We start from the raw sequence: 15,756 nt of genomic DNA, 5'->3' as shown, positions 1-15,756 counted from the left end.
TTCATGCATAGCGCATCGACAACACCAACAAACCTCTCTGGCAGTCAAAGCAATCTGCTGTCGCGGAACTGGACGAGCCTTCTGGGCTGGGGGATCGGCTGCGCGATTCTGGTCTGGTCCTGGGGCGGCGCGGAGATGAATCCGGCGGCTCTGTTCGCCGACGGCAACAACATGGCGGTATTCGCCGCGGATTTCTTCCCGCCCAATTTCCACGACTGGCGCCTCTACGCGAGCGAAATGGTCACCACCGTCCAGATTGCCATCTGGGGCACGGTCATGGCGGTGGTGCTGGCCATTCCCTTCGGCATCATGTCGTCGGAAAACCTGGTGCCCTGGTGGATCTGCCAGCCGGTGCGCCGGCTCATGGATTCGTTCCGGGCCATCAATGAAATGGTCTTTGCCATGCTCTTTGTGGTGGCCGTGGGGCTGGGACCCTTTGCCGGGGTAATGGCGCTGTTCATCCACACAACCGGGGTGCTGGCCAAACTGTTTTCCGAAGCGGTGGAAGCCATCGACCCGGGCCCCGTTGAAGGGGTCCGCGCCACTGGTGCCAGTGGTCTTCAGGAAGTCATTTACGGTGTTATTCCGCAGGTTCTGCCGCTGTGGATCTCCTATTCACTCTACCGATTCGAGTCCAACGTCCGCTCCGCCACGGTGGTGGGGATGGTCGGCGCCGGCGGTATTGGCGTGATTCTGTGGGAGAGCATGAGGGGCTTCCAGTTCGCCCAGACGTGCGCGGTGATGATCATCATCATCGCCGTGGTGACGTCGCTGGATATCGCTTCACAGTGGATTCGCAAACGCTTCATCTGAACCGGCACATCCGGATTCCCGCTTCGGCGGGATTTTCAATACGCCGGGTTGTCTAGACAAGAGGAAAATCGATGGCTGTTTACCAGGAAGTCGCCCAGACGCTGGAACAGGAAATTCGCCGGAATCTGAGCTGCGGAGACTATCTGCCTTCAGAGGCCGAGCTGGCGAAGCGCTTTTCGATCAATCGCCACACCCTGAGGCGTGCGGTGGATCAGCTGGTTGATGCCGGCATGCTCCTGCGCCAGCGGGGCAAGGGCACGCTCGTGGTGGAGCATTCCGTGCAATACAACATCGGCGCCCGGGCCCGCTTCAGTGAATCCCTTGAGGCCATGGGCCGCGCCCCGCACGCCGAAGTGATCGGCCGCCGCGTGCTGGTGGCCGATGAGCGTCTTTCCATCTCAAGCGGCATCCCCGCGGGAACACCCATCCTCCAGGTGGATACCCTGCGCAGCATGGATGGACGCCCGGTCAACCTGATCAGTCACTACCTGCGCCGGGAAGCTTTTCCCGGCCTGGAAACCAGTTATCAGGGCGGTTCCCTGCACGCCCACATCGAAAACAGTCACGGTGTGAAACTACTTCGCCAGCAGGCGCTGATTGGCACCACCCTGCCAAGTCAACGGGAGGCAGAATTGCTGCAATACCCGCGGCACATGCCGCTGCTGGTGGTGAAGTCCAACAACGTCCGGGCCGGCACCAGCGAAGTGCTCGAATACAGCGTTTCCCGGGGCCGCGGCGACAGTTTCGAATTCCGGATCCAGCCTCGGATCACCGATCTACCCACGGGAGAACCAACCCCATGACCATGGCGAATGCTTTTTCAGAAACTTCCGGAGCCACTCCGGAGCTCGCCGCCCGTCAGCACTGGATGTCCGTACTGGCCAGAGCTGATATCAATGCGCTTGAGTCCTACTGGCGAAACCTCGCACAACAGCCCTCCTACCGATGCCTGCGCAAGCCGGAAATCGGCCTGGCCATGGTGCGTGGTCGCGCCGGAGGCACAGGTGCGCCCTTCAATCTGGGAGAGGTCACCGTCACGCGATGCGTGGTTGAACTGGAGACCGGCGCCCAGGGTTTTGGCTATGTCACTGGCCGGAGCCGGCGTCACGCGGAGCTGGCGGCGCTGTTCGACGGCCTTATGCAACAGGACAGCGACCAGCACGGAGCCGCGCTGATTCAGCCCCTTCACAGGCAATGGCTGGCGCGCCGAGAGCAGGTATCCCGCAAGGCGGCGGCCACCAAAGTCAATTTCATGACCATGGTAAGAGGAAGCTAGCCAGTGAACGCTCGAAACGAATTTCAGTCTCCGGCGATGCACCCCCTGTCGCTGACGGGCCTTTGTGCAGGATTCGACGATCCGGTCCACCAGTCGCAACAGGTGTTTCGCCGCGTGCTCACGGCACTTTCGGAGCCGGGAACACTTCAGAATCTGCCCGCGAGCGAGACCCCGGAGGGGGTCCACACCGCCTCCTACCAGGTCTGTCTCGTACTTCTGGACGCTGAAACGCCCCTGTGGATTGCGCCTTCCCTGAAAACCAGTGCCCTGGTCAGCGCACTTCGCTTTCACTGCGGCTGCCCGCTGGTGGACGAACCCGGCCGGGCAGAATTTGCCCTGATAACACCGGATCTTGATGGTGATCTGACCCTTTTCGCCCAGGGCAGTCATGAATACCCCGACCGGTCCACCACGCTGATCGTTCAGGTTCAGAGTCTGGATGCGCCCGGCGCCTGGACCCTGAGCGGCCCCGGCATCGATGGCATTCGCAGGGTCGGCGTTGCCGGCCTTGACCCGCGCTGGCCGCGCATGCTGGCGGACAACCTCGGTCGCTTCCCCTGCGGTGTCGACCTTCTGTTCACCGCGGGAACCAGCCTGATGGGTCTGCCGCGCACCACCCAAGTGGAGGTTTAACAATGTACGTAGCTGTCAAAGGCGGTGAAAAAGCCATCGACCAGGCACACAGCTGGCTGGATGAGACCCGGCGCGGCGACACCTCGCTGCCGGAACTGACCGTCGCCCAGATCCGCGAACAGATGGGCCTTGCCGTGGACCGCGTCATGACCGAAGGCTCCCTTTACGATCCGGAGCTCGCGGCACTGGCGCTCAAACAGGCCAGCGGCGATGCCATAGAGGCCATATTCCTTCTGAGGGCCTATCGCACCACACTGCCCCGTTTTCTGTCTTCCCTCCCGGTGGAAACCGGCAGGATGGCCATCCGGCGCCGCATTTCAGCGGCCTACAAGGATCTGCCCGGTGGACAGGTACTGGGCCCAACCTACGACTACACCCACCGTCTGCTGGATTTTACTCTGCTGGCCAACGGTGAGCGTCCTGCCGCGGAGCCCTCTGAAGAGACCGTGGAAGACTGCCCCCGGGTACTGGACTTCCTCAACTACGAAGGGCTGATTGAAAGCCCGAGTCTGAAAAGCGGAGCCAGCGGCTCCAGTAATTCAGCGGAGCCCGCCGACCTTACCCGGCAGCCACTGGACTACCCTGCCGACCGGGACCTGCGGCTTCAGGCTCTGGCCCGTGGCGATGAAGGCTTTCTGCTGGCCCTGGCCTATTCCACCCAGCGCGGCTACGGACGCAATCACCCTTTCGCCGGTGAAATTCGCCAGGGCGAAGTGGCGGTGGAAATAGCGCCCGAAGAACTCGGTTTTCCCGTTGTCATCGGTGATATCCAGGTAACCGAATGCGACATGATCAACCAGTTTATCGGCACTGAGACCGAGGCGCCCCGTTTCACCCGGGGTTACGGGCTGGCTTTCGGCAATTCCGAGCGCAAGGCCCTCGCCATGGCACTGGTGGATCGGGCGCTGCGGGCGCGGGAGCTTGGCGAGGACGTTGTTTCACCAGCCCAGGATGAAGAGTTCGTGCTTTCCCATTGCGACAACCTGGACTCCTCGGGTTTCGTGTCCCACCTGAAACTGCCCCATTACGTGGATTTCCAGTCGGAACTGGTATTGCTGCGCCGGCTCCGCAAGGAGTTTGAAAAGCGCAGATCCGGCAACCGGACGCCGCCCGCTGATACCGGAAGCGGCACCGGCAAAGAGGAAGGGCAGAGCACTGATAACGAGAGCCCGGACACCCAGGAACGCCGGGAGACGAAACGCGCATGACCACTGCAACCCCTGAACAGACCACAGACGCCCAGGCGAATGACACTGGCTACAACTTTGCCTATCTGGACGAGCAGACCAAGCGCATGATTCGCCGCTGCCTCCTGAAAGCCGTGGCCGTGCCAGGCTACCAGGTGCCTTTCGGCGGCCGCGAGATGCCCCTGCCCTATGGCTGGGGCACCGGCGGCATGCAGGTAACCGCCACAGTGATCGGCCAGGATGACGTGCTCAAGGTCATCGACCAGGGCGCCGACGACACCACCAACGCGGTCAGCATCAGGCGCTTTTTCGCCCGCACCGCTGATGTTGCCACCACGGAATCAACCCGTGAAGCCAGCGTTATACAGACCCGTCACCGGATTCCCGAAACGCCCCTCACCCGGGGCCAGATTCTGGTCTACCAGGTACCCATTCCCGAGCCCCTGCGTTTCATCGAACCCCGGGAAACCGAGACCCGGAAGATGCATGCCCTGCAGGAGTATGGCGTCATGCACGTCAAGCTCTATGAGGACATCGCCCGTTTCGGCCATATCGCCACCACCTACGCCTATCCGGTCAAGGTCAATGGCCATTACGTGATGGACCCCTCCCCCATCCCCAAATTCGACAATCCCAAGATGCACGGCAGTCCCGCACTGCAACTGTTTGGCGCCGGGAGGGAAAAGCGCATCTACGCGATCCCGCCCTTCACCCGGGTTGAGAGCCTGGACTTCGAGGATCACCCCTTCGAAATCCAGGGCTGGGACAGGGTCTGCGAGTTCTGCAGCTCCGACCACTCCTTCCTCGACGAAGTCGTCATCGACGATGAGGGCGGGCGCATTTTCATCTGCTCTGATACCGACTACTGCAACCAGCGCATCGCAAGCGGCGCAAACCGGGAGGCCGTATGACCAGCACCGCAATGGCTCTGACCGACGCCGACCAGGCCGAGTCAGTACTCAGGGTAAGCGACCTGCGCAAGCTCTACGCCCCCGGCAAGGGTGTCGACGGCGTGGACTTTGAACTCTGGCCGGGCGAAGTCCTGGGCATCGTCGGCGAGTCCGGCTCCGGCAAGACCACGCTTCTGCAGTGCCTCTCCGGAATGCTGACGCCGGACTCGGGGCAGATCGAGTACACCGGCAAACAGGGGCAGAAACTCGACATCTACGGCATTTCCGAAAGCCAGCGGCGCCTCCTGTTGCGCACCGACTGGGGCATAGTTCATCAGCATCCCCGGGACGGGCTGAGGATGGGCGTAAGTGCCGGGGCGAACATAGGTGAGCGCCTGATGGCCATAGGCGAGCGCCATTACGGCACCCTGCGTTCAACGGGAGAAAAATGGCTGCGGGAAGTGGAAATCGACACCAGCCGCATTGACGACCTGCCGCGCACTTTTTCCGGCGGCATGCAGCAGCGACTGCAGATTGCCCGCAACCTGGTCACCCAGCCAAGGCTGGTGTTCATGGATGAACCTACCGGAGGCCTGGATGTTTCTGTTCAGGCACGTCTGCTGGACATGCTGCGCAACCTGGTGGTGGACCTGGGCCTGTCCGTGGTGCTGGTCACACACGACCTGGCGGTCGCCAGACTGCTGTCGCACCGGCTCATGGTCATGCGTGGCGGCAAGGTGGTGGAGCAGGGTCTGACCGACCAGATTCTGGATGACCCGCAACATCCCTACAGCCAGTTGCTGGTGTCCTCGGTGCTCACTCCATGAACCCGCGCCGCGTGAGACATCACCCCGATCGAACTGGAGAATTGCAATGACTGTCATGATCCAGGTCACCGACCTGAACAAACGTTTCACCCTCCACAACCAGGGCGGGGTGTCCTACCCGGTGCTGAACGATGTGTCCTTTGATGTAAATGCAGGCGAATGCGTGGTGCTGGACGGCCGCTCCGGCTCCGGCAAAAGTACGCTTCTGCGCTCGCTCTACGCCAACTACAAGCCCCAGTCGGGCCAGCTTCACGTCCGCCACCAGGGCCAGCTTGTCGATCTGGTAACGGCCACCCCCAGACAGATTCTGACCATTCGCCGGCAGACACTGGGTTATGTGAGCCAGTTTCTGCGGGTAATACCCCGGGTTTCCACCCTGGAAGTGGTGATGGAGCCGTTGCGGGCCCTGGGCACCGACCGGGAAGCCTGTCGCGAGAAAGCCGCCGGCCTCCTGCGCCAGCTGAACATACCGGAAACCCTCTGGCACCTGGCGCCCTCAACCTTTTCCGGCGGCGAGCAGCAACGAGTCAATATCGCCCGCGGCTTTATTGTCGACTACCCGATTCTGTTGCTGGACGAACCCACAGCTTCACTCGATGCGGACAATTCCGCCGTGGTGGTGGCGCTTATCCAGCAGGCCCGGGAACGCGGCGCAGCCATTGTGGGAATTTTCCACGATGCGGCACTTCGCGAACAACTGGCCGACCGCCGGATACCCCTGACCAGCCCCGCCAAGGAGGAAGCAGCATGAGTGCCATGGATCTGACCCTGGAACGGCCACGGGTTAAAAGCAGTGAACTGCTGCTGACCAATGCCCGCATCGTCACTGAAACCGAAGTATTTACCGGCACACTCAAGGTCCAGAAGGGGCTGATAAGTGCCATGGACCGGGGCAACAGCCGGGCCCCCGGAGCACAGGACTGCCAGGGCGCCTATCTGATCCCGGGTCTCGTGGAGCTGCATACGGATAACCTGGAAAAGCATTTTTCCCCGCGACCGGGGGTTGTCTGGCCCAGCCATCCGGCCGTGCTGACCCACGACGCCCATATCGTGTCGTCCGGCATAACCACTGTGTTCGACGCACTCTCCGTGGGGGATGTGATCGACGACAGCAACCGCCTCCAGCATCTGCGCACCCTGATTGACGCCCTGGCCGAAACCCGAAAGGCGGGCATGTTGCGGGCCGATCATCTTTTGCACCTGCGCTGTGAAGTCAGTTTTGGCGAAACCCTGCAGCTGTTTGAAGATCTGGTCGATCACCCGCTGCTGCAGCTTGTGTCGGTGATGGATCACACCCCTGGGCAGCGTCAGTTCGTCCGGGAAGACAAGTACCGCCAGTACTACCAGGGAAAGCATGGGCTCAACGATTCCGAGATGGACACCTTCACCCGCAACCGAAAGGAATCCGCCCGGCTGCACAGTGACCACAACCGCAGGGCCATAGTCGCCATCTGCCAGGCGAGGGGTATCCCCCTTGCCAGCCACGATGACGCCACCCTGGATCACGTTGTGGAGTCTGCCGGTTTCGGCATGTGCATCGCCGAGTTTCCCACCACCCTTGAAGCAGCAAAAGCTTCCCACGACCATGGGTTGAGGGTATTGATGGGGGCACCCAATATCGTTCGCGGCGGGTCTCACTCCGGCAACATCGCAGCCGCCGAGCTGGCCTCCGCTGGAGTGCTGGACATTCTTTCCTCGGACTATTACCCCGCCAGCATGCTGGACGCCGCTTTCCGTCTCGCCTGCATGGAAGACAACAGCTACAGCCTGGCCCAGGCGATCGCCACGGTCACCACAACCCCGGCCCGATGCGCCAATCTCCATGACCGGGGCGTGATCGAGCCCGGTAAAAGGGCGGATCTGGTGCTGGTGGAGCCCAGGGGGCAGTTGCCGGTCATTCACAATGTATGGCGAAATGGCGACCGGGTTTACTGAAGATTGCTGAGGAGGTGAAGGTGTCAGGATTAACCGTTCAACAGCACCCAGGAGCCAGCACCGGGCGCCTGTTTTACGTCATGGGCGCATCCGGTGCCGGCAAGGACACGCTCCTGAAGGGCTGCCGGGATCGCCCAAGCCCCAGCCCTCTGGTGGCCCACCGCTACATCACGCGGGAGCCGGATGGTGGCACCGAAAGCCATATCCAGCTTTCGGAGGCCGATTTCGAACAGCGGGTAACCATGGGCGCCTTTGCCATGCACTGGTCAGCCAATGGCTTCCGCTATGGAATTGGCCGGGAGGTAGACCAGTGGCTGGCCTGGGGCGCCCAGGTCCTGGTTAACGGGTCCCGTGGCTATCTCGATGAGGCCCGCTCCCGCTATGGCAGCACCCTTGTGCCAGTGCTGATAAATGTCGACCCTGACAGCCTGCGCCGTCGCCTCACCCTTCGGGGTCGGGAAACAGCAGACGAAATCGAGGCCCGGATTCGCCGCGCCCACAGGCTGGAAAAGAATCTGCCCACCGACTGCCTGGTGATCGAAAACAACGGCAATGTTTCCGAAGCCGTGTCAAACATGCTGGCTGCAATCACTGAACAAAAGAATGCCCGGACGACTGACGATAACCGCAGTGAATTCCGGCCCCAGTCCACATAATAGGGAATCACGTGAATCAGAGGAATTTCAGATGAAAAAGATACCGGGCACAGAACCGCTCCTCGGCAAGGATGTCGAGCTCAGGGAAGCCAGCTTTGGCCTGGCCTGCGAGGTTGGGGATCGGTGCAAAATTGTAAATACCCAATTTGACGATTATTCCTACATCGGCAACGACTCAGATGTTATCAACACACAGGTGGGCAAATTCTGCTCGCTGGCGGCGTTTATCCGCCTCAATCCCGGCAATCACCCCACTGACCGTGCAGCCATGCACCACTTTACCTACCGCAGTGAAATGTACGGACTGGGCGAGGACGACCCGGAGTTTTTCCAGTGGCGCCGGAGTTCACCGGTGATACTGGGCCACGATATATGGATAGGCCATGGCGCCACCGTGCTGGCCGGCGTCAGGATCGGAAACGGGGCTGTGGTTGGCGCGGGCGCGGTGGTCTCACGGGACGTGCCGGCATACACCGTTGTTGGTGGTGTGCCGGCGAAACCGATCCGGAAACGTTTCAGTGAGAAAACGATCGACGGCATGGAACAACTGGCCTGGTGGGACTGGGAACCGGAAAAGCTGAAGGCGCGAATTGAGGATTTCCGTCTGCTTCCCGCAGAGGCGTTTGTGGAAAAGTACGCATAGGCTGCCCAAAATATTTACATAACCGGTTTTCCGGTTATAATTGCCTGCATGATGACAACAAGCCAGACAGCCCGTGCTCTTGCCGCGCTGGGACATGAAGCGCGCCTTTCCATTTTCCGACTCCTCGTGAGGGCGGGAGATGAAGGATTAAACGTGGGAGAGATTATCCAGCATCTCGGGATTGCACCGTCCACCCTGGCGCACCATCTCTCCACACTGGTGGACGCAGGTCTTGTAGTGCAGGAAAAGCGCAGCCGTGAGGTGATAAGCCGGGTGGATTACGCAACCATGCGCGGAACGCTGGATTTTTTGACCTCCGAGTGCTGCACCGGAGTGAAGCTTCAGACGTCAAAGGAATCGGCCTGAGGGGCCCATTTTTTTGGGAAATTAAAACCATTAATTTAGGGATATGGTTATGGAAAGTATCAGTACTGCCCTCCCTGGAAGTCGGTGGCGTAGCAGGATCTGGCAGGATTACCGGGTCTGGCTGGCCTCCCTGGCGATAGTGTCCCTGCTGGCCATATCTGATCCCGAACAGGCACTGACCAGCGTTCTCTTTGCGGCCAGCGCGATGCTGGAGACCGCACCTTTTCTGGTGTTGTCCATCGCCATTGCCGCCTGGGCTTCCGCAACGGGGGCCGACAATCTGATCGCGAAGGCTTTCACCGGCGCTCCCTCCATCATGATCCTGATGGCCGCCATTGCAGGGGGAATCTCGCCATTCTGCTCCTGCGGTGTGATCCCTCTGATCGCGGCGCTACTCGCCATGGGCGTTCCCCTGTCAGCCGTGATGGCTTTCTGGCTGGCCTCCCCGGTGATGGATCCCTCCATGTTCGTGCTGACCACCGGCGTTCTCGGCCTGGAATTCGCAATCGCCAAAACGCTGGCCGCAGTGGGCCTGGGCATACTGGGGGGCTGGGCCGCACACCTGCTGAGCCGGGCAGGTGCCCTGTCGGATCCCCTGCGGGAGGGAGTGGGAAATGGGGGTTGCGGCGGCAGCAAAGTCCGGACACCAAAACCCGTGGTCTGGCGGTTCTGGACAGACCCCGAGCGCCGCGCAAGGTTCGGACGGGAGGCATCCAGCATCACCCTGTTCCTGGCGAAGTGGCTGTTGCTGGCGTTCCTGCTGGAGAGTCTGATACTGGCCTTCGTTCCGGTCGAAACTATTACCCCGGTTCTTGGCGGCACCGGGGTCGGCCCCATTGCCCTCGGTACCCTCGTCGGAGTGCCTGCCTATCTCAACGGTTATGCAGCACTGCCACTGGTTGGCGGACTGGTTTCCCAGGGCATGGCGCCCGGCGCTGGCCTGGCGTTTCTTGTCGCCGGAGGTGTAACGTCGCTGCCTGCAGCTCTTGCAGTCTGGGCTCTCGTCAAGCCCCGTGTGTTTGGCCTTTATATCGCGCTCGCACTCATTGGCGCTTTCCTCGCCGGCGTTCTCTTCCAGAACTGGAGCGTGACATGACCGCCCTGATTATTGATGTTCCGGATATGGAACCCGACGCTCTTCTGCTGGCGCCAGTGGGGATAACAACCCCTTACGACTCGGTGACCTCAGTCAGACCGGAGGGGGCGCGAATTGTGGAGGTGCTAAATGAGCCGGAGCTGGGCCTGTCCGCATTGCTTCTCGAGGCAGAAGGCGGAAATGTCAGGCTCACTCATGGGGTTTGCCCTGCCCCCGGAACGGCGGTCTATCCCGAATCAGTGTTTGCCCCCCGCAGCAATCAGTACACTGAAGCATCACCAGAGCTGGCGCTCGCCAGCCGTGAAATCGCTTCTGCGGCAGGAGGGGGTGCTGAAGCTATTCGGGCGCTCGTCGCCGAGGCGGAAGCACGTTTCACTTACGCACATCCGGAAATTCGATTCAACGAGGGTGCGGACAGGGTGCCGTATCTTTCCTGCGGACTGACACCCGGCTCCTGCATCGACATCCATACCTATCTGGTGGCGAGTCTCCGTGCTGCCGGCTTTGAAGCCGGCTATGTTTACGGCTATTTCTTCTCCCGGGAGAGCGGAGGCCAGACGGACGACATGCATTGCTGGGCAGTAACGAGGCATAACGGGGAACTACTCGAATGGGACGTCGCTCACCACCTCAAAGCAGGCCTGGGTAAAACCCGATCCGGTCTCAATCCACGGCCGGGACACAGAGTGGCGATTGGTCATTCGCTGGGACACAGGTACACCAAAGGAGATGGCGGGATTGCAGATCTCAAGCTGCTTGCCGGGCCCCTTGTCCAGTCGGAATCCGGGACCTGGAACAAATGCAGGCTGAAAGTCCACTGGATGGGAGGTCAGCATTAATAAAAATCCCCCAACCGGAAGTCCGTGTCGAGGGATTGGTTTGTTATCCCTTTGCGCTCTCAGCACATCGGGACTGTTGACCAGGCTTACGAAGGATTCTCAATGATGATCTCAACCCGACGGTTCTGCTGGCGACCGGTTGAGGTGTCATTGTTTGCAACCGGACGGTCCATGCCAATACCCGCCACGGAAAGCCGCTGGGAAGCGACTCCCTGCTGCGTCAGATAGGACCTGACGGAATCAGCACGACGCTGGGACAGATCCTGGTTGTATTCGCCGCTACCCACGTTGTCGGTATGGTCCTCAATCTGAACACTGCGATCCGGATACTGATTCAGAAAGTTCACCAGCTTGTTGAGATTGCCGCTGGCGCCGCCCTGAAGCTCCGCACTTCCGGTTGTAAACAGGACGTCGCCCAGTGTCAGGACAACGCCACGGTCGGTGATTTCCGCCTCCAGGGCATCAATCTGGCGCTGATACTCCGCTGCCTGCCGGGCTGCAACGGCGTCCGCTGCCGCCTTTGAGCTCGCCGCGGCATCTGCTTCACTCCGCGCCATGGCCGCTTCATCACGGGCCTTTCCCACTTCGGCAGTCCGTGCTCTCAGCCTGGCCGCATCACGCTCCTCGGCAAGCCGGGCACGCTGGTCCTCTGCGTACCGGGCAGACGCTTTGGCTTCGGCAATCGCCACGCTTCGATCCGCCATGTACACCCGATGCTCGCCCAGGATTCAGGAAACGGCTGCTCGGCGGTGACCACCGCTGCTTCTGCTTCCCTGACCTCGATCCGGGCCCGATCAGCCAGGTTCGGATCATTCTTCAGCGCGATCAGTTTGGTGCGGGCGTCCAGCGGGCTCTCAGGAGCCGCAGGTGCCACGGCGCATGATGCGAGCACAAGCGATGACAATACCATTCCGGTAAGCGCGGTTCCCCGCTTGAGATTCTGAGTTACTGCAAGTTTGATTGCCGATCTCCTGTCCGCTGCATTTCTTCGGTCAGCGCCTCAGCGCTGCGACCCAGCTGCCTGTTAATTTCTGCCGCTTTCGCGGATTCAGTCCGCGCGGATGCAAGCCTTGCGACAATCGCTGACTCCTGGGCCAGGCGCTCTGCTTCAACCATCTGCTCGTTACTGACGGATTCCTCTGCCATCGCCAGCTTCTGTTGTGCTTCATCCAGTTCGGCGCCGGCATGTTGCCGCGCTCCGGCCTGCTCAGCACTGGCGATGGCATCTCTGGCAGCGGTCAGCTCGGTGGTGGGAGCCATTGGCGCCGACGCGCAGGCACTTAAAAATACAATGGCCACAGCCAGACCCAGCGCGCCGAATACGCGGCCACTGAAACTCCTGTTGGTTAACTGGTTCATTCTGAAGCTGAAGCCCGGGTCGGACTTTTTCACTTCAACTATAGAACTGAGAGGGGTACTGTATCTGTGTGCTAGCGAACCGACAGGAGCGGTCTGCCCGGATTAGAATCTGAGTGGCAACTCAGACATGGAATCCCTGAATTACCAGTGGGTGCGTTTCCCCTCTGATGTGTTGTATGGCGCACAGACATCGCGCTACTGCTGGCTCATCTTCTGTGTTGGCCCGGAGACCGCACCGCCGGTGAAACGTCTGCCTGGTTCATGTAATGGGAAAACCAATGTCGCCAAAAGGAAACGGCGAATCTGTCGATACATCAAAAGATGGAAACCACCTGATTGACAGCCTGCCAGAACAGCCGCGGGCAGATGTTCTGGCTCGGTGTGAGCGTGTTGAGCTGGGTTTCGGCACGGTTCTGTGCGAGATCGGCAAACCTCTGGAGTACGCCTGGTTCCCCCTGGCCGGCAATATCTCCCTGACCAATGCTCTCCCCCGGTCACCCGACGTTCGAAACAGAGAATATAGGAAGCGAGGGCATGCTTGGTGCGTCCCTGATTCTGGATCTAAATCGCGCTACCCAGCGTGGGATCACCCAGGCCTCCTGCATTGCGCTGAGGATGAAAGCCGTCAGCCTTCAGCCAGCTTTGCAAAGCCATCCTGCGCTACGGAATGTCCTGCAGCGCTACCTGTATGTCGTGATCGAGGAACTGCTGCAAACAACCGGCTGCATCCGTTTTCACGATGTGGGCAAGCGGCTGGCCCGTGGTCTTTTGCTCGCCCATGATCGCGCCTGCTCCGACCATTTCGTTCTGACTCACCTGGTGCTCGCCGAGATGCCAGGCGTGCAGCGGGGAGCCGTCACCATTGCAGCAGCCGGATTGCAGCGGGCAGGCATCATCCGCTACAGGCGTGGCAAAATCTCCATCCTCGACCGCAAGCAGCTTGAAGCCACAGCCTGCGGATGCTACAGGGCCCGCACTGAAAATTATGCCGGGATTCTGGCCTGAGAACTGGTTCAAATGGCACACAGGCACCCCCCTCCCCCATGCCGATAGCCTACAGAGAGCCTGCAGCTGAAAGGCTAGTCTCGGCAGTGCGCGTGCTGCACGAAGCCTCTTTAGCGCCCCTCTGATGCACTGCATGCATTTCATGCTGCAGGGAAAAACCTGTCATTAACTGTCATTAACTGTTTCCCCCGTGCTGTATGCCTGACAATTAAACTACACTCAAGCTCCTACTTTGCCGAAAAAGGAAGCTGTCACCGATGTCCGCGGACATGCAACCAGAGCACAACCGCATCCTCGCCTCCCTGCCAGCTGACGTACGGGAACGGATTTTCCCCCATCTTGAAGAAATCCCCATGCCTCTGGGCAAAGTACTCTATGAGTCCGGGGATACAATGCGTCACGTGTATTTTCCCACCAACTGCATTGTGTCCTTGCTCTATGTCATGGAGAACGGTGCATCGGCGGAAATTTCCGTGGTGGGCAATGAGGGCCTGGTAGGGGTTTCCTTATTCATGGGCGGTAAAAGCACGTCAAGCCGCGCCGCCGTCCAGAGCGGCGGCAATGGGTACCGACTACTGGGGCACCGGCTCGTCGACGAGTTCGATCGACACGGCGAGTTGATGACCCTGGTATTACGCTACACCCAGGCGCTGATCACCCAGATGGCCCAGACCGCGGTATGCAACCGCCATCACTCCATTGACCAGCAGTTGTGCCGCTGGCTGCTGCTCTCGCTCGATCGGTTGGGCACGAATCACCTGGTCATGACCCAGGAGCTGATCGCGAACATGCTCGGTGTGCGCCGGGAAGGCGTGACGGAAGCCGCGGGAAAACTGCAGGATCTTGGGGTTATCGAATACAGGCGCGGCCATATCAAAGTGGTGGACCGCCCCAAACTGGAGACCCTGAGTTGCGAATGTTATGCGGTGGTCAAAAAAGAGACGGACCGCCTGCTGGAACCCGCCGTCCCAACACCCACACGGTGAGTCATGAATGGCTCAGTGCCACTCGCGGCTTTGCCACCGCGGACGCAGGTGATCAGCCTCCGGCTGTACTGACTGGCCTGGGGCTTCCCCCTGCCTTGAGCCTGTGTGCGATTACGTACAGACCCAATAAAACCCTGTGTCTAACATGAGCGCATGACCAATTACACGGACAAGATCATGAGCATGACGCCCTGGCCTAAGAACGGCCACCCCCCGGAAAAAAAGGCGGAATGCCCACAGTGCAGCGCCCAGTTGCCCGGGGACGGGGAGCCCGGTCAGCCCCCGGTAAACTCCCTCGGTAATTTCACGTTTGAGGATATGGCCCAGATCACCCTCGACGCCATCGGGGATGCGGTGCTGGTTGTTGATCCTGAGGGGACGGTGATCTATCTCAACAGAGTGGCCGAAGCCCTCACCGGCTGGCCCCGGGACAAGGCGCTTGGGCGCCCGGTGGAGCAGGTATTTTTCATCTTTGAAGGTGCTACCCGTGAAAGAGTCAGCAATCCCGGACAGCGGGCCATCAACGAGAACCGGATCGTGGAACTGGCCCTGGGTAGCGTACTCATCTGTCGGGACGGCACCGACATGGCAATTGAAGATTCCGCAGCACCCATTATCAACCAGCAGGGCGAGATTAGCGGAGCAGTGATTGTCTTTCATGATGCACGTCAGTCCGGGTCCGCCATACGGGAAATGAGCCATAACGCCCAGCACGACTTCCTCACCGGCCTGCCCAACCGGATGCTGCTTATGGAGCGCCTTACCCAGGCCATTGGTATGGCCAACCGGCATCACAAGCAGATTGCCCTCCTGTTCCTGGATCTGAATGGCTTCAAACAGATCAACGACTCGCTAGGTCACACGGTGGGTGATCATGTCCTGCGGGAGGTTTCGGCTGAAATCGTGGACTGCGTGCGCGCCACAGACACGGTCTGTCGCTATGGCGGTGATGAGTTCGTGATTCTGTTAACTGAGATCACAGAGAGCCAGGATGCAGCCCAGATTGCCGAAAAACTGCTGGCGAGATTCGCCGCGCCGCGCACAATCGACGGTCACGAACTCCAGATAACCCTGAGCATTGGCATAGCTGTGTACCCGGAAAACGGCCCGGATTCCGACACCCTGCTGCGCAATGCAGACAAAGCCATGTACATCAGCAAGGAAAGCGGTCGAAACAGGTACGAGTTCTTTCAGTCGGGGCACGACCAGACGCGCAATGGTTCAGCAGGCTAACGACTTAACCTG

General features: G+C 60.2%; 19 protein-coding genes. 17 read left to right on the top strand and 2 right to left on the bottom strand.

Annotated elements, in window-relative coordinates; all coding sequences use genetic code 11:
• Positions 1-3: 3 nt before the first annotated feature.
• The 14 genes from phnE (at position 4) to LG327_RS06450 (ending at position 11,161) form a co-directional block, all read left to right on the top strand.
• Positions 4-813, top strand: coding sequence for a phosphonate ABC transporter, permease protein PhnE (phnE, locus tag LG327_RS06515; RefSeq protein ID WP_404367432.1), 810 nt, complete (start codon positions 4-6; stop codon positions 811-813).
• 71 nt (positions 814-884) lie between these two features.
• Positions 885-1,616: a phosphonate metabolism transcriptional regulator PhnF gene (phnF, locus tag LG327_RS06510; protein WP_404367429.1), complete on the top strand. Its 732-nt coding sequence runs from the start codon at positions 885-887 to the stop codon at positions 1,614-1,616.
• Complete coding sequence (gene phnG, locus LG327_RS06505) at positions 1,613-2,089, top strand: phosphonate C-P lyase system protein PhnG (RefSeq protein ID WP_404367426.1); 477 nt, start codon at positions 1,613-1,615, stop codon at positions 2,087-2,089. The genes phnF and phnG overlap by 4 nt, the downstream gene beginning before the upstream one ends.
• A 3-nt stretch (positions 2,090-2,092) precedes the next feature.
• On the top strand, positions 2,093-2,722 hold the full coding sequence (gene phnH / locus LG327_RS06500) for a phosphonate C-P lyase system protein PhnH (RefSeq protein WP_404367423.1): 630 nt from the start codon (positions 2,093-2,095) through the stop codon (positions 2,720-2,722).
• 2 nt (positions 2,723-2,724) lie between these two features.
• A complete protein-coding gene (locus tag LG327_RS06495) occupies positions 2,725-3,930 on the top strand; it encodes a carbon-phosphorus lyase complex subunit PhnI (RefSeq protein WP_404367420.1) in 1,206 nt (401 codons plus the stop codon).
• A complete protein-coding gene (locus tag LG327_RS06490; RefSeq protein ID WP_404367417.1) occupies positions 3,927-4,820 on the top strand; it encodes an alpha-D-ribose 1-methylphosphonate 5-phosphate C-P-lyase PhnJ in 894 nt (297 codons plus the stop codon). The genes LG327_RS06495 and LG327_RS06490 overlap by 4 nt, the downstream gene beginning before the upstream one ends.
• A gap of 11 nt (positions 4,821-4,831) precedes the next feature.
• Complete coding sequence (gene phnK, locus LG327_RS06485) at positions 4,832-5,626, top strand: phosphonate C-P lyase system protein PhnK (protein WP_404369267.1); 795 nt, start codon at positions 4,832-4,834, stop codon at positions 5,624-5,626.
• Between the two features lie 46 nt (positions 5,627-5,672).
• Positions 5,673-6,377 carry a phosphonate C-P lyase system protein PhnL gene (gene phnL / locus LG327_RS06480; RefSeq protein WP_404367415.1) on the top strand — a complete coding sequence of 235 codons (705 nt, stop codon included), beginning with the start codon at positions 5,673-5,675 and terminating at the stop codon, positions 6,375-6,377.
• The gene (locus tag LG327_RS06475) at positions 6,374-7,561 is read left to right on the top strand and encodes an alpha-D-ribose 1-methylphosphonate 5-triphosphate diphosphatase (protein WP_404367412.1); all 1,188 of its coding nucleotides are present in this window, start codon (positions 6,374-6,376) and stop codon (positions 7,559-7,561) included. The genes phnL and LG327_RS06475 overlap by 4 nt, the downstream gene beginning before the upstream one ends.
• 20 nt (positions 7,562-7,581) lie before the next feature.
• Entirely contained in the window at positions 7,582-8,217 is a 636-nt protein-coding gene (phnN, locus tag LG327_RS06470; protein ID WP_404367409.1) for a ribose 1,5-bisphosphokinase, read from the top strand.
• Between the two features lie 31 nt (positions 8,218-8,248).
• Positions 8,249-8,860, top strand: coding sequence for an acetyltransferase (locus LG327_RS06465; protein WP_404367406.1), 612 nt, complete (start codon positions 8,249-8,251; stop codon positions 8,858-8,860).
• A gap of 48 nt (positions 8,861-8,908) precedes the next feature.
• Complete coding sequence (locus LG327_RS06460) at positions 8,909-9,226, top strand: ArsR/SmtB family transcription factor (protein WP_404367403.1); 318 nt, start codon at positions 8,909-8,911, stop codon at positions 9,224-9,226.
• A gap of 49 nt (positions 9,227-9,275) precedes the next feature.
• Positions 9,276-10,322 carry a permease gene (locus tag LG327_RS06455; protein ID WP_404367400.1) on the top strand — a complete coding sequence of 349 codons (1,047 nt, stop codon included), beginning with the start codon at positions 9,276-9,278 and terminating at the stop codon, positions 10,320-10,322.
• Positions 10,319-11,161, top strand: coding sequence for a transglutaminase domain-containing protein (locus LG327_RS06450; protein ID WP_404367398.1), 843 nt, complete (start codon positions 10,319-10,321; stop codon positions 11,159-11,161). The genes LG327_RS06455 and LG327_RS06450 overlap by 4 nt, the downstream gene beginning before the upstream one ends.
• A gap of 86 nt (positions 11,162-11,247) precedes the next feature.
• On the opposite strand, the gene LG327_RS06445 is transcribed toward LG327_RS06450, so the two are convergent.
• Both LG327_RS06445 and LG327_RS06440 read right to left on the bottom strand, forming a co-directional pair.
• A complete protein-coding gene (locus LG327_RS06445; protein ID WP_404367395.1) occupies positions 11,248-11,865 on the bottom strand; it encodes an OmpA family protein in 618 nt (205 codons plus the stop codon).
• 241 nt (positions 11,866-12,106) lie between these two features.
• Entirely contained in the window at positions 12,107-12,520 is a 414-nt protein-coding gene (locus LG327_RS06440; protein ID WP_404367392.1) for a DUF4398 domain-containing protein, read from the bottom strand.
• 534 nt (positions 12,521-13,054) lie between these two features.
• On the opposite strand from LG327_RS06440, the gene LG327_RS06435 reads away from it, so the two are divergent.
• The 3 genes from LG327_RS06435 (at position 13,055) to LG327_RS06425 (ending at position 15,744) form a co-directional block, all read left to right on the top strand.
• A complete protein-coding gene (locus LG327_RS06435) occupies positions 13,055-13,525 on the top strand; it encodes a Crp/Fnr family transcriptional regulator (RefSeq protein WP_404367389.1) in 471 nt (156 codons plus the stop codon).
• A gap of 257 nt (positions 13,526-13,782) precedes the next feature.
• A complete protein-coding gene (locus LG327_RS06430) occupies positions 13,783-14,511 on the top strand; it encodes a Crp/Fnr family transcriptional regulator (protein WP_404367386.1) in 729 nt (242 codons plus the stop codon).
• Between the two features lie 153 nt (positions 14,512-14,664).
• On the top strand, positions 14,665-15,744 hold the full coding sequence (locus tag LG327_RS06425) for a diguanylate cyclase domain-containing protein (protein WP_404367383.1): 1,080 nt from the start codon (positions 14,665-14,667) through the stop codon (positions 15,742-15,744).
• Positions 15,745-15,756 lie beyond the last annotated feature (12 nt).

Source organism: Marinobacter sp. (genome assembly GCF_044799475.1).
Taxonomy (GTDB): Bacteria; Pseudomonadota; Gammaproteobacteria; order Pseudomonadales; family Oleiphilaceae; genus Marinobacter.
Note: the sequence above shows the minus strand (reverse complement) of the source record. Positions and strands in the feature narration are given on the sequence as shown.